Annotated in this window: 9 protein-coding genes; all 9 read right to left on the reverse strand. The window is 54.2% G+C overall.

The genetic code is table 11. From position 1 onward, the window contains the following. Positions 1-6 precede the first annotated feature (6 nt). Positions 7-1,389 carry an exopolysaccharide Pel transporter PelG gene (gene pelG, locus AC5TBW_RS00100; protein ID WP_495510180.1) on the reverse strand — a complete coding sequence of 461 codons (1,383 nt, stop codon included), beginning with the start codon at positions 1,387-1,389 and terminating at the stop codon, positions 7-9. Positions 1,390-1,412: 23 nt separating this feature from the next. Continuing rightward, positions 1,413-2,990 carry a GT4 family glycosyltransferase PelF gene (gene pelF, locus AC5TBW_RS00105; protein WP_495510181.1) on the reverse strand — a complete coding sequence of 526 codons (1,578 nt, stop codon included), beginning with the start codon at positions 2,988-2,990 and terminating at the stop codon, positions 1,413-1,415. After that, complete coding sequence (locus AC5TBW_RS00110; protein WP_495510182.1) at positions 2,987-4,012, reverse strand: hypothetical protein; 1,026 nt, start codon at positions 4,010-4,012, stop codon at positions 2,987-2,989. The genes pelF and AC5TBW_RS00110 overlap by 4 nt, the downstream gene beginning before the upstream one ends. Next, positions 3,999-5,360 carry a PelD GGDEF domain-containing protein gene (locus AC5TBW_RS00115; protein WP_495510183.1) on the reverse strand — a complete coding sequence of 454 codons (1,362 nt, stop codon included), beginning with the start codon at positions 5,358-5,360 and terminating at the stop codon, positions 3,999-4,001. The genes AC5TBW_RS00110 and AC5TBW_RS00115 overlap by 14 nt, the downstream gene beginning before the upstream one ends. Positions 5,361-5,370: 10 nt before the next feature. Continuing rightward, positions 5,371-5,994, reverse strand: a complete 624-nt coding sequence (locus AC5TBW_RS00120; RefSeq protein ID WP_495510184.1) for a hypothetical protein — start codon at positions 5,992-5,994, stop codon at positions 5,371-5,373. Between the two features lie 2 nt (positions 5,995-5,996). After that, positions 5,997-9,689, reverse strand: coding sequence for a tetratricopeptide repeat protein (locus AC5TBW_RS00125; RefSeq protein WP_495510185.1), 3,693 nt, complete (start codon positions 9,687-9,689; stop codon positions 5,997-5,999). Beyond that, a complete protein-coding gene (locus AC5TBW_RS00130) occupies positions 9,676-12,399 on the reverse strand; it encodes a bifunctional glycoside hydrolase/polysaccharide deacetylase family protein (RefSeq protein ID WP_495510186.1) in 2,724 nt (907 codons plus the stop codon). Before AC5TBW_RS00130 ends, AC5TBW_RS00125 begins: the two co-directional genes overlap by 14 nt. A 128-nt stretch (positions 12,400-12,527) precedes the next feature. Beyond that, on the reverse strand, positions 12,528-13,499 hold the full coding sequence (locus AC5TBW_RS00135) for an NAD-dependent epimerase/dehydratase family protein (RefSeq protein WP_495510187.1): 972 nt from the start codon (positions 13,497-13,499) through the stop codon (positions 12,528-12,530). A 259-nt stretch (positions 13,500-13,758) separates the two neighbouring features. Further along, entirely contained in the window at positions 13,759-14,433 is a 675-nt protein-coding gene (gene rpiA, locus AC5TBW_RS00140) for a ribose-5-phosphate isomerase RpiA (RefSeq protein ID WP_495510188.1), read from the reverse strand. Between the last annotated feature and the right edge of the window lie 7 nt (positions 14,434-14,440).

The following is a 14,440-nucleotide window of genomic DNA, read 5'->3' on the forward strand; positions in this document are numbered from 1 at the left end:
TACTCACTATCTGCTAGGCTGCAACATAAAGGTCTGGAAGGTGAGCTGTTCAAACTCGTGATCCAGTACCGCCAACCCCACGAGGGAAACGAAGAGCAGTGAAACGGCATAGCCGTAGCCATAGAATACTGGCCCTAACAACTGGCTAAGCAGGGTCAACATTAAATTAGCTAATAAGAATAAAAAGCAAAGCCACAGCGCGGGTTTAAGCCGGTTTAAATAAAACAGCACGTTGAGTATGGCCATAAACAGTACTTGAATACCTACTGCAACAATATCGATATTAAAAAGAGGTAAATACCAGTGTGAAAAACCTAGCCAGGTAAACAGCGCTGGGCCACTGAGCAATAAAGCAACCACGGTTATTCCCTGCACTTTAAAGATATCGTAAATACCATGCCTTACGCTGGCCACCATTTCACCGCGCAGCTCTTCGATATGTAAAAGCGTATCTCCACCCCGAACGGCTTGGTAATAAGCGTGGCAGCTTTCGGCAAAGTTTGTCTCCATGCGCATAATAAAGACCGCCATGCCCGGCACGATGGACAGGTAAGCTAAAAAGATTGGTAAATCGTAGATAGGCGATGCACGCAATGGACCAATAATCGATTCTGAAGTGGCAGGGTTGAACCAAAAAGCCAGCTTATCAGCCCAAATACCCAGCTGATAAAGCAGCCCAATGGCTATTAACGAGTATTGGCACTGCCCGGCGCGGTGAAGATCAAAGGCCCATAAACGATCGCTTGGGTAGTAGCGTATCACCATCGTCAGCAGGGTAAAGAGTAATAAACTTTGACCAATGACAAAGCCACCTAACAAACCTACCAGACCGTAGTCTTTAAGCAGCAAGCCCGCCACAAAGGTGGTGCCGTAACCACAGGCAAAGGCCAAGAGTACCTGGCGGTACGCTTTTGTCCCCGCCACAAACACCGTGATACACCAGATTAAGCTAAGCACCACAAAACTCAGTAACATTTCGAGCTGATAGAGCCAGGGTGTGCCTGCAAAGGTGAGCCATAGCAGAGCGCCACCGATGCTGGATGCGGCGACTATAACCAGTGTTAGCAGCCCAAATAAGTTGGGTAGAATGGCGCTATTGCGCTTCTCAAACAGCCGGTCAGCGACAAAGCGGGTAAACAAAAGCTGTACCAGCGAGGTGAGTAGCAGCGAACTTGCGACTAGCCATGTAACTGAGACCAAAAACGCCGTTATATGAGTGCTGTTCCCAGGGCTGGCCGCGGCAGAGAGCACACCCAGGGCCATAACGGCCAGGATCGAAAGCACCCAGGGCCCAGAGCTGATCAAGCCTGCGTACCCATAGGCGCGTATCAGGCTAACGTAACTGTCCTGACGAAGTAAGCGGCGTAGTTCAAAACCAATACCAGCCATCTGTAGACTCCTATCGCGAGTCGCTAGCGCATACTGAGCGCTGAAAAGAGGTGAGCAGCCCTGGCATTTTGCGGAGCGGAGTGCGGGTCAATCACTTCTTCATAAAGCTGTTGGTAACGCGCCATCATTAACGCTTCGGTGTACTCGGCTTCTACCCGGGCAATGCCCGCTGCACGCGCGTTCTGCCAAGCGGTCGGCTGAGTTAGCAATGACTGCATGGCGTGGGCAGTAGCCATGGGACTGGCAATGGGAACGATGTGCCCTGCCGACTGTTGGTGTGCCGGGTCGCCGATGACGAGCTCGCGACACGCTCCCACGTCACTGCATACCACTGGAATGCCCGCTGCCATGGCTTCCAACACGACTAGCGGCTGCGCCTCACTGATGGAGGTCAATACCACAAGGCGCACCTGGGCGAGTATCTCTTCAGTACGTTGAAAACCCAGAAAATGAACACTCTTTTCTAAGCCCAACTGAGCCACTAAATCGCGGCACTCCTGGGCGTAGTCGGGGTCTTCGCTATCCGGCCCTACAATCCACCCCTGAGCGTCGGGGAGCTGGCTGGTGAGTTGGCGCATTGCGCGAATAAATGTCTTGATATCCTTAATGGGAGTGACGCGGCCAAGCAGCGCCACAATTGGTTGCTGGTTGTTTGCCGTTGCACTGCGTAAAGGGGCGAAGCGCTCAATACGGATACCGTTGGGGATAATGCGCGTACGGGATTCGGGTGCCCCGTCCTGCAGCTGCCGTAGGCGATTACCTTCGTGTAACGTGGTGATTTGGGCAGCGCTGGCATAGGTCATTCGCCCAAGGCCTTGGAAGAAGCGGATCCACATTTGGCGAATATAACCGGTATCGATTTGAAAGCCATGGGAGAGTGCATCGGTAGTGCTTTTGATCCACTTCGCTTCCAGCAGATCTATTTGTCGCTCTTTGGTATAGATACCGTGTTCGGTAATCAACAGCGGCCGTTGGTAAATATGGTGTGCTAACGCGCCTAAAAAACCGGCGTAACCCGTCGAGATCGTATGCAGACAGCGGCCTCTCGGTAAACCATTGGCTATACGCGCCAGCAGAAATAGCGGTGCGTGAATATTGCGCACCGACCAGAAGTAGTCGATAAATGAAGGTTCGGTAACATGTTCGAGGTAGTGATCAACAATATGCTGCCAAGCTGCCTGACTATGTAAAAAATCCTCCTGACTTAAGCCACCTCGCTGACCAATCATTTTGGCCACGTCACAAAGCAGTCGGCTTTGGTCTTGAAGCGCTGGATTGCGCAGTGTTTCATGCAGTTCATACACGGTATTGAACGTGCTTGGGTTGCCTTTGCGTGCTTTTATGGCATGTAGGCTAGGCAGTTCATCCGTTAAATAGTGGCACTCTAAATGCACCACGTTAGTTGGCCGCTCAAACAGAATGTCCCCGTAGTGGTCGGGACGCCCGCCAATAAAGACCAGCGCAAACCGTAGTTGAGGCAGCCCTCGAATCAATTGATCCACCCAGGAGCTCACCCCACCACGAACCATGGGGTAAGTGCCTTCCAGCAGCAAAATCACATCTGCGGGGGCATCACGTTTACCAAGAACGGGCCAGGTCATCGCCAATACTCCATCACGGGGTACAGCACAGGGTGCTGTTGAGCGGAAGGACTAAGCTTTAAAAGCTGTTCGCGCAGTGCACTGAAACGGTGAGATTGAAACGCTAGCTCAGCCCGGTAGGGGACAAGGTCATCGTTATCCAACCCCAAGGCTTCACACTGCAAAAAAGCCGCTTCAGCGCCCGCAATATCCATCAAAGCCAAGCATATGCGGCTACGCAGTAGCTGTCGGTGGGCAGAGTTGGTGCTGCTGATCGCTTGTTCAATGTAATAAAGTGCTTGGGTTAAATAGAAATGTGCAGTGCTGCCCTGGGCGAGTTTTAGGTAGTCATACTCCCAGTTCAGCATGGCAAGTGCTTCAGCATGGTGGCCGAAGGGGTCGCTATGCTGTTTGCGCGAATGGGACAGCCGCTGGATGCGTTCGTCCAAATCACGCTCGATGCTACTGAGCATGGAGTAGGCCAGCAAGCGAACGTCATCCTTAGGATCGGCCAGCCCCAAACGCAGCAGCCCAATGGCCTGACGGGGCGGTAAATGACGGCAGGCCAAGATCGCTTCCTGGCGCTGAACGGGGCTGCCGGAATAGCTCAGCACGCTGGTGAGACCTTCGCGCATCGCCGTCGAGTCAGCTCTGGGAGGGGGTAGCGGTTGGTAAGGGAGGGGCGGTAATGCCAGTGCCTGCCAGTGGGCCGTATGTTGAGGAGCAGGAAAATAGAGCGCGGGAACCACGGCCAGCAACAAGCCTAGCAAGGCGATGCCTGGAAACAGCAACAGCAGTAGGAAAAACAGCAGCACAATACCAAAGACTGGCCGCTGGTAGTGAGTCGGTAATGTTAACCGCAACCCTTCGGCTAAAAGCAGACTGCCCACGCCGTGCATGGCAAGCTGAAAAAGTGTCGGGAGGTTAAAGTCGACTACCCAACGGTAGGCAACCCATCCTTCGAAGCCAACCCCTGCGGCCAACCATGGGATGCTACTGAGAAAGGCAAACCGCGCAGGTTCGACAGCTTTAGAGGTGGGCATAGGACACCTCTTGATTAGCATGGTGCGGCAACAGTTTTCTAGCCGAAAGGCGACCATCGATCACTTGGTAAGTAATGGAGATGAACTGGCAGTGTTCTCCCAAGCCGGGTTCTGAGGCGAAAATTTCCTGTAAGCGTTCGGCATAAATGGCAAATGTACGTTGCTGCGTTAGCGGTAGCAGGACGTAAAGTCGCTGCGGGCGGCCCTCGTGGGTGACAACCCAGCTGCGGTCAAGGCCTCGCTGCTGGTTGACCACGGTGTCAATAAGAGGCTGAACCTGTGCATGGCTGAGCTGGGAGGAGAAGTCGATGGTTACTAATAGCGAGGTCAGTTGGTACTCCCGAGCGTGGCGCACCCATTGAGCAACCACTGCGTGGCGGTCGTAGCTACCCTCCTGAAGCTTTTGCTGGGCGTGGTGCAGCATATCGCCTAATTGAGCACCCAGTACGGCAAGCAGGTGCAAATGACCGCGATGAAAATCAATAAACGGCATGGCGGTAACGGCGACCACTGCGTAGATGCGCTCTTCTACATCAATCAGTGGTACGACGGCCAGTAGCGGTGCATTATCAATATTGATGCCTTGCTCCATGGCACTTCTAAGGCAGATCATCCGGCGCTGCTCAAGGCATGCACGCAGCATAGGGTCGTTCCAGTCAAGCGATGTTTCGCCACTAAACCAAGTCGCTGCTTGAGGGTTTAAACGGTGGAGGTGGTCCACCGGCACTAGCACCGCTTGCTGTATGCGCGCGTGAAGCGCCAAAAAATTGAGCAGCTCACTCCCATGATGCGTCAAAGGATCTTGGCTAGGGACGAGAGACTGAAACTTCTCCTCAAGGGCTTTAAGCGCATCTCGCAGAGTGAAGGGGGTAGCGGCCAAACGCTCTGCCAATTGGTCATGGGAGACGCGCAGTAGATGGTAGTGGCGCACAAACTCTTCTAAACGGGTTGACTGCGCACGATGGATAACCGCCATTTGCTGTAGCCGCCGCCGCCACACATCCGCCATTTCTCCTGCCACCATACCCACCAATATCAGAGCGATAGCAATGGGAAGCCGCTGAGCGCGGTCATTGAGGAGGCTGGCGTGGTACCACCAGCTCTCCAAGCCCATTATGGCGACGCTTAACAGCGCGCTGCTGAACCCCATCGCGAAGCCATGGCGCATGCCAACCAATAAAGGGGCAATGGCTAACAGCCAGGTAAGACCACTGCCCAACAGTAGCGGGTCTTTGGGATTGATCAGCCAACCAATCACCGGTAGCGCCAGGGTGATGATCAGTGCTTCAAGCAGGCGCAGCCAGCGGGGTGGTAGGGCAGGCTGGAGTTCGTCTATATGCATGGCCATGATGACCTCACTACTGCAAGGGCAGAGTATCGACTAGATCAGACATTAATTTTTGTGCCACGCCGCTAGTGGTGCTAAACCCCCAGCCGGTGCGTGCCCCGCTGGCGCTCCACAGAATGTTGCCGCTATTAACGTCGACCACCCGCAAGCTGATGCCGATGGCAGGTTCACCATCCAGCCCCGCTTTGTATTGCCACTCATCTACCGAGCCGGTAACGCCATAACGGATACCCTGCTGCTGTGCCCAGCTAAGAGCAGCTTGGTAGTCTTGGTCGTTGGGTAGCTCTAGTAAACCCATGGGCGCGTTCCTGGGGGCTTGGGCTAGCGAGCGGATGCCCTGCTGGTGAAGCAGCGTGATTAGGCTTGCTTCGGCCTTTTGTCCTGCCAAGGGCGTTTCAGAATGGTTAGCAAGGGGTATCAGTGCCCAGGTGACTTGGCGATCAAGCGGTTCTGTGCGATGCACGTCCGTAACCGCGCAGCCGCTTAGCGCTGTGCCCAAGGCTATGCTAAGCAGCGCAAGCCATAACAGGTGGCGTGATAGATAAGTGCACATAGCGGTATCTCCAGGGGCGCCAATACGGCGCTGCAAGCAGTGGTTGAGGAAATGGCATCGCTGTTGAGTTATCTGAGACATGGCTAGTGCCCTAGGAAGTATTGATAGGTGAGTGAAACGCCGAGATTGGTATCGCCATCACTTCCCGACCCTTGATCTGCCTCCAAGCGCAGGCTTAAAGAGTCGTTACCAAACAGGCGACTGCCTACCGCAAAGCGTGCATTAAGGCCGATGTCGTTATCCGGCAGCTGGTAGCCAGCCTCCAGCCCTAATTCAAGAGTGGGGGAGGCAACAAAGGGCGTTGTGCTATAAGGATCGCCGCGGCGCAGGGTGACGCCCATGCCGACAAAGCTTGATTGATCGGTCAGCAGATCATCAGGCTGAAAGTCTGTTGGCAGCCGCTGACGAATATCGCCCGGTAAGTCATCGTCTAACGTGTAGTCGGCGTGATTCGCCAGCAGGCTCACCTCTAGCTGACGGGTGGCACCCTTTAACAGCGCATGATGTAGTGCGGCCTCTACCCGATAGCCATCACCCAGGCTGTTACGCGATTCGCGGTTACGCAGGTTCACGTGGCTAGCATCCAGGGTAACGGTGTCACGTGCCGTTGGCGTCCACTCCAGCTGGGCACCGATGCGGTCTTCCACCGCGAGTAGACGCATACGGTCATTGATGTCCGAGGTTTGGCTAATCTCGCCATAGAGCGTGCCTGCCAAGCGTGACGTAGCCTGCCAACGCTGGGCCGCGCGTCCATACGTCCGATCCACGCTATCTGTTTGCACCTGGCCGACGGTGAGGATGGTATCGAGGCGTGTGCCGTTCCAGCCCAGGGTGAGTTCCGCGCCGCGCTCTTCGGTGAGGCTTTCACTGTCTACCCGGCTAGAGGGAATCTCCAACTGGCGTTGCACCAGCACAAGCTCGCTCCATAAGCGCTCACCACTGACTTGGTACAGGGCTTCCTGGGAGTCGATATGCAGTTTACCCAGACGCCGGTAAGATACGGCGGTAGCCAGCCGGTGCGGCATCTCATTGGCCATTTCCACCATGTCTAGACGCTGGTCTTGGCCTGCGTGGTTGAGTGTCTCGGCGAGTGCTTGGGCGTCTTGCCGACGATCTAGCTGGCGCATAATCGCCAATTGATCGGTGAGGGAGAGGGCGCGCCCCATATCGCTATCAAGCAGCAGTTTGAGCGTATCGCGATCGTTTTTTTCCAACGCAACGGCGAGCGTTTGCCAAGGGGGGCTGATATGCCCCTGAGCTTGGGCGCGGAGCAGTAAATAACGGGCATGGAGCGGTCGGTGCATGGTCATCTGCGCATCAAATAACCACTCGCTGTCGCTTGCCTGGGGGGCAGTGTTTTCAAAGGCCTTGGTGACCACGTGGTCGTACCAGCCGCTTACGCTGTCTGGCCCATATCGCTGGACGACCAGCGACATGGCCTGGGTATGATCCCGGCGCTGCTCAGTGCTGAGTGGGGCTTCTAGGTCTTTGATAAGACCCGGGGCAAGCGCTTCCAGGGCGGCGACACGACGTTTAAAGGCGAGGGCTTCTTGGCCGCTTTGGCTAAGCGCATCGGCGTAATCAAGCTGTTGCCAAGCATTTAGTGTGCCTGCATCGCTGGCTAAGGCGTACCACACCAGTGTTTTGCTTAGTTCACCCAGATAGCGGTGCCCTTCGGCCATGGCGCCCATCATGACCGGGGTATGCGCGGCCTGAGACTGCCACTCGTTAAGGCGCTGGCGCAGGGTGGCTTCGTCGCCTGCGGCGGCTAGGGTGTAGAGCATGCCCGCCCGTAGGCTTGGATCGTTAGGAGATAGTTCAAGCGCGTGTTGAGCGGCATTGATGGCCTCATCAGGCGAACGCCGAAGCAGCGCTTGTTGAGCAACTGCCCCCCAGTAATCCGGCGATTGTGCAAACTGCTCGGGTGCTTGGTCTGCCATCGCTAATAGCGTTGGCGTTAGCGCGCTTTGGCGTTCTCGCTGGGCCAGATAGAGCATTTGAATCAACGCATCTCCATCACGCTCCTGAGTCCAGCGTTGCTGGGATACCCGCATGGCAAGATCAAGGTCACTGTTATCCCCTGCGGTCTGGATTAAGCGAGCGGCACCGTCGGCATCCAAGGCGCCCTGCTCAAACAGGGCTAGGTAGGCTGCCAAGCTTTCAGCGCCATCACCTAACTGCCATGCCAACCCGGCCCGCTGCTGCCAGTAATTCGTGTTGGGGTTATCACTAGGCGGGGCGGCACTTGCCAATACTGTTAGGGCGCTCTCCAGCTGCCAGTTTTGCGTTAATAGCTCACTTTGTGCCTGAATAAACTCAGGTCGTGTACCGTACTGCGCGCGTAGAGCTGCCCAGCTTTCACCTGCTTCATCCAAGCGTCCGGTTTGCTCCAGCCATGTGGCGAGCCGAACGCTTAATGCTTCATCGCGAATGCCCGCCGCTTGCCAGGATTGAATAAGGGCAATGGCGGCATCGGGCTCGCCTAGTTGTTCAAGCAAATCAGCCCATAAGCGGCGGTCTTCCAGTGTGATGTGGTTATTGCGCGCTAGGCGGGAAAGGGCTTGAACGGCCACATCGCGGTCACGAACACTCAGCGCCAAGGTCACCACCCAGCGATTATGGCGCTCTTCGCCTGTTTGAAGTGCGAGCTCTTCGGCATTGTGCATAGCACCAGCCGTATCGCCTGCCCATTGCTGGGTTTGGGCCAGTTGCTCTAAGTATATGGTTTCTTCAGGGTTAAGCTGGCGCAACTGGGTGATCGCGTTAAGGGCACTTTGTAATTCGTTGAGCCCCAATGCGATGGTGACATGGCGTTCCAAAACCGGGATCTCTGGCTGTAACTCTATCCGTTGCTGCGACCACTCTAGCGCTTGCTGTGGCTGATCATGGGCAAGGGCTAAACGGATGCCCAGGTCGAGTAGCTCCGGGTCGTTTGGAAAAACAGTAATGTATTCCTGGGCGTAGTTAATACCATCGGGCTGCTCGCTCTGCTGAGCTGAGCGCAGCGCCTCTATTGCGGCTGCTCGCCGAGGAGATTCAGGTGAGGTATCCGCTGGCTGCGCCTGCGCGGGGCTAATTAACCAGTTAAGCCAGCCCAGTGTGACAATAGGTCTTTCCGCTACTTGATAGGCGCGATGCCAGGCTGCTGCCGAGCGCTCTGGGTAACCCGCCCTCAACCACCAGTAGCCCGCCAGGGAGAGCCAATAGTATTGGCGTTCTATATCATCTTGCGCCCCAAGTCGTTCATAAAGTGCAGCAGCTTGATGAGGCTGCTCAATGGCCAGCCAATAAGAGGCCATCTCCTCTAAATACGCTATGGGAAGGGAAGCATTTGTCTGGAAAGCCAGCAGTTGTGCCTGAAACTGCTGTACCGCTTGCGGGCGTTCCGGTTGCTCATACGTTATCGCCGCGAGTAACTGCCACTCAATGCTAAGCCGTAGCCACTGAATGGTCACATCTTGCGAGTCTTGTAGTGGTTCGAGGGTCGCTTTTGCCAGTTCAAACTCACCCACTTGGTAGAGCTTTCTGGCCAGGCTGAGGCGTAGCTCAGTGTTGCCAGGGTTAGCATTTAACAGCGCCTGGGAGTAAAGAATCGAAATACGACTGGGTAGGCTGTCACTGTTTTCCAGGTTGAGCAGGTGGTGGGCAGGAAATAGCAGCACTAGCGTGAGGGCAATGACGAGCGCAATCAGCCGCAACGTGGTGGGGCGAAGTAGTCGCCGTGGGCGCGCCGCGGCGACTTTTTTAGCCCCGGTGTTTGGCTTAGCGTGTAGCACAGTTCACCTCAATGCGCTCAGCACGAGCACGTCCAAAGGTCAGAATAGTGCTGTTATCACGCTGCTCCAGACGCCCATCTGCTGTTACTCGGCATCCTTGAGTGGCGGCAAGCTCTACCTTTAATGGCACTTGCTCGGCGGCAAGGCTGAAGCTTAGGTGATGGGGCGAGTGTCTTTGCCACTCTGTAATGCGCCCATTGGCGTAGCGCAAATAGGGTGTTTGAGGCATGTTAGGGGTGAGGTATAGCGTGGCATTGCTCTCCCCAGAGAGGGCGACATAGCGGCCAGAGGTAATCTCACGCACGCCAGCAACATTGCTAGAGCGCTGCAGGTCTGGCCAACCCAGGGAAGCGGGAAGACGCAGAGTGCGCATGTGATCCGCCCCTTTAACCATCCAACCGCCATCCAGATGTCGCGCAATACCGGTTTGGTACCACTGCGTGGCTACATCGCTCCAGTCGCTGGCATAAAGCGGCAGCGTCTCTTGGGTTAATACATATTCATATACCTGATGCAAGGCACGCAGTGCGCCTGGGCTTGCGGCCGAATAAAAATGGTAATAAATATCAATGGGCTTTAAGCGTCGTGGTTGATCGGTAATTTGATAGGTTTCAATGACTCGACGGTATCCCCACAGTGGGCCCAGCATATAGTTGGTATAGACGTTCTCGTTAATTTGCGGCGCGTACACTTGAAGGTAGCGTCCCAGGGGACGCAGCATGGGGGACACGCGTGTCATGGTGGGATTGCTATAGGTAACGCTGGTATCGCCTCCATTCAAGTTGCGCAGCCCCAGTTCGTCAGCAATCGCCAAGGCCTGCTCGGGAGGTAGCGCATTGCCTGTCCAGAGCACTACCTTTACGGGCTTGTCAGGGGGAGCCAAGTTCCGATTAATATAATTAGTCGAACCTTCAATTTCCCGGCGCAGCGAAAAACGGTAGTTGGGAATAGGCATGTTGTAATTGAATTTGGCTAGGGTTTCGCCCTGGCCAGCCAAGTCGTTTTCATGGAGGCTTTCCCACTCAAAGGGATGGCTAAACGTATGAGTAGCTACCTCTACCCATGGGAGCGCGAAAATTCTCTGTGCTAGCGGCTCAAGTACAGAGCGATACTGTGGATAGAGGCCTTCGGGGCCTATCTCACCCTCAATGATGGATACTGTGGTAGGCACTTGGTAACGCTTTAAAATATCGGAAAGTATCAGTTCGCCAGTAAATGGGGTGCCAGGAAGATCCGCACGGCTGGCAAAGGCATCGCCGTCGATCTGGGTTATCCAATAGCGGGCGCCATTCTCCGTTGTGGCATCGGGAGTGGGCATGTCAGGTAGCGCCAAAGCACGCTGCAAAAAAGCGAAGGGGTCGAGGTTCCAACGTATCTGGTATTCGTTGGCTTCTTGAAAGACCCATGGGTAGCTGGCTAATCCACCCCATGGCCCTGTCACAATGGGTGAAAGCTGCCGACCATTTTGGTCGCGTAATGAAAGGTGGGCGGTCAGCCCATTGCCAATGAGCTCATAGCTGGTTTGTGGCTCGGGCAGTGGCTGTGGAAGGCCTTCAAAGTTCGCGACGTCATCGTGGCCAGCCACCGTTAGCCCTTGAGCGCTAACGCCGTACACTTCACGCAGCCCCATTAAATTGCCTAATGCGCCAGATAGAGGAATGCCCGGAAGCCCTACGATGGCCGCCCGCAGGCCATGCTCCATTTGTCGCTGCAGCCAAGCGCTGTAATGGGGCGCGTTGGTGAGGGGTTCATTAAACCAAGTGACAACCCCTGCATAGCGGCCATGCAGCAAGTCGCTGGGTAAAGGACCATTAACATCCAAATACTCGGCCCCATAGCCAAAATACTCCAGTGGCATAGCTAGGTAGCGATGTGAACTGGTGTACGCTAGCTCCTCCGCTTCTGTTTTAGCTTTATCAAAGAGAATCAATACCCGGCGAGGCATGGGCTCAATCAGCCCCACACCCATTTGATCCAGCTGCGGCACGCTCACCCAAGGAATAAATCCTTCAGCGTGGATTCGCTTTGCGGTCTCTCTGGCGAGTGCGCGGTTATTGGCGGGCACGTAGTCGATCGCGATAGCCGGTAGGCGGTAATGATCACGCACCTGAGCAAGTTGTTGATAAAGCCAGGTTTGATCATCGTCCGGTACGGCGCCAAACACATTGGTGGAAGGGTTCCAGCCTTGGTAGAGAGACTCCGCTGCAACGCCTATGATGTCGCCATGAACTCTATCCAGTATCTCAAAACCACGGTTCAGCAGTAGTTGGATGCCTGGAAATTGCTCCCTTAACTCATTAATGATCTCGATTAGCGCCGCTTGTTGGCGTTCAGCTTCCACGCCGTCTGGGGCGAATAAGCGGTAACTGTCCAAGGTGTCCAGAAACATTCCACGGTAGCCCGCATTCCATAGTGGGCGAACCTGCTCTTCAATGAGAAATGAACGCCAAGCAGGGTGCGTTAAATCAGCAACTTGGCTATCCCACGCAGCGTTTCTGGCGACCAGAGCCGTGCTGGGTAAGGAAGTATTGGCGTCACGCCAGGCATCCAATTCACCAACGCTAACGTAAGCGAAGGATTGCCCACCATGCTGTTCAAGCAAGCGTTGCTCTGTGGGATCCACATTTGCGGCTTCAACGACGATCCAGTCAAACTGGGAGAGCAGTTCAACAGGAGGGTCGTTGCCGTAGTAGAAAGTTACGCTGGGCATTTTAGGTATTTCATTGGCGTATGCAAAAGAGTAGAAAAGCCCGTATAGCAAACATAAAATCCAATGAATCAATGGCTTAGACATCGTTGCCACCTATAGAATAATGAAGGTAGTGGAAAAGGCATTCCCTAGGCTCTTCTGGTGGCCTGCTCATTATGGGAAAAATAAGAATTGCGTACATAACGAACCAGTTCGCTTAGCCCTTCCGTTAATGTCCACTGTGGATCAATCATCAACCAGTCTGATAAACGTTGGTTATTGCCACAGGAATAACGAATATCTTCCGCTTTAGCGGGCAGGTGCTGCGGCGCTAAATGGCAGTCAGTGAGTTGGCCAAGTAGTTCGATTAAGCCCAGCAAATCAATCTGCTGACCAGTCGCAACGTTACACACCCCGCACTGTGGGCTGAGCAGCGCAGCCATGTTGGCGCGAGCAATATCGCCTACGTAAATAAAATCACGAGATTGATAACCATCGCCAAACACAACGGGGGCTTGTTGGCTCAACAGTCGATCAATAAAACGCGCTATGACACCAGCATAGGGCGAGCTTGGATCCTGCCGGGGACCATAAACATTGAAGTAACGAAGTCCTAAGCTGGGTAAACCATGCAGGCTGCCTAATAGTGCCGCATAACGTTCATCTACCCACTTTTCCAAACCGTAAGGTGAGAGGGGGTGTAGGGCTGCCTCTTCCAGCAGTGGTAGCTGGGCGGGAATACCATAGACAGCGGCTGACGATGCGTAGACCAGCTTGCTGACCTTCGCTTTTGCTGCGGTATGCATAACATTCAGGGCACCTAAAATGTTATGCGTTGCCGAGCCAATGGGATCCTCCACAGAGTTGGCAACAGATACCTGTGCAGCAAGATGAAGGCAGTGTGTAATGCCTAGCATGGCAGCCTGGACGTCATTACTGTTGCGAATATCGCCCACGACCACTTCAAGTTGTGGATGCGAAGGAAGGTTGGTTAAACGACCAGAGGAGAGATTATCCAGCACCCGAACGTTGACGTTATTGTCGAGGAGCAACTCAACGCTATGAGAACCAATAAACCCTGCACCGCCTGTGACAAGTATGTGATGAGGAAGCGTTCGCATGGTCTTACTCCCGGTTAGCACAATTCCTAAGTTAGCCAAGGTGCTAACCAGCGTGCTTTGAAACAAGATGTATCTTTAAAGCTTGTCTTATTTACATTTAGATACAAGTTTCTGGGAGCTGATATTTCTACAACGAGGATGGGGATTTTTTAATACCGATGCAGGCTTCGTAGTGGCGTGAGACGCTATCAACAAATGCTGGGTCAGGTTGCTACCCTGGCCCAGCTTAAGAATCACTTATTAAACAATGACAAGAGGGTTAGCTTAACGCTATGCGCTCGACACCCTCTGCTTTACCCAACAGAAGAACATCAGCGCCACGGGCGGCAAATAAACCATTGGTAACGACGCCGACGATAGCGTTGATGCGCGCTTCCATGGCCACTGGATCTTCGATCATAAATTCATAGCAATCGATAATTTGATTACCGTTATCAGTGACTACCCCTTGCCGATAAACTGGTTCGGCTCCCAATGCGACAAGCTCACGAGCGACGTAGGAGCGCGCCATGGGGATGACTTCTACCGGCAGCGGAAAATTACCGAGCTTAGGCACGTATTTTGAGCCATCAGCAATGCAGATAAAGCGTTGGGCACAGGCAGCCACGATTTTCTCGCGGGTAAGCGCAGCGCCCCCGCCTTTAATCATGTGTAAGTTAGCATTTACTTCGTCTGCTCCATCGATGTAAAAAGGAACGGTGCCAACGCTGTTGAGCTCAAATACGTCAATCCCCAACTTCTCAAGACGCTGAGCGCTTGCTTCAGAGCTGGCCACCGCGCCTTTAAAAAGATGACGCAAAGGCCCCAGGCGATCAATAAACAAGTTGGCTGTAGAGCCGGTTCCAATGCCTAAGATGGTATCCTTTTCTAATTGAGATTTAATTTCTGCAATGGCGGCGTCCGCCACGGCGGCCTTCAATTCATCCTGGTTCATAGTAAGC

The organism is Vreelandella sp. ssv (assembly GCF_059448525.1).

Bases quoted from the DNA above. Each gene is read 5' to 3' on its own strand.
- rpiA (WP_495510188.1), bottom strand. From the start codon at position 14,433: ATGAACCAGGATGAATTGAAGGCCGCCGTGGCGGACGCCGCCATTGCA.
- pelG (WP_495510180.1), bottom strand. From the start codon at position 1,389: ATGGCTGGTATTGGTTTTGAACTACGCCGCTTACTTCGTCAGGACAGT.
- pelF (WP_495510181.1), bottom strand. From the start codon at position 2,990: ATGACCTGGCCCGTTCTTGGTAAACGTGATGCCCCCGCAGATGTGATT.
- AC5TBW_RS00110 (WP_495510182.1), bottom strand. From the start codon at position 4,012: ATGCCCACCTCTAAAGCTGTCGAACCTGCGCGGTTTGCCTTTCTCAGT.
- AC5TBW_RS00115 (WP_495510183.1), bottom strand. From the start codon at position 5,360: ATGGCCATGCATATAGACGAACTCCAGCCTGCCCTACCACCCCGCTGG.
- AC5TBW_RS00120 (WP_495510184.1), bottom strand. From the start codon at position 5,994: ATGTCTCAGATAACTCAACAGCGATGCCATTTCCTCAACCACTGCTTG.
- AC5TBW_RS00130 (WP_495510186.1), bottom strand. From the start codon at position 12,399: ATGCCCAGCGTAACTTTCTACTACGGCAACGACCCTCCTGTTGAACTG.
- AC5TBW_RS00135 (WP_495510187.1), bottom strand. From the start codon at position 13,499: ATGCGAACGCTTCCTCATCACATACTTGTCACAGGCGGTGCAGGGTTT.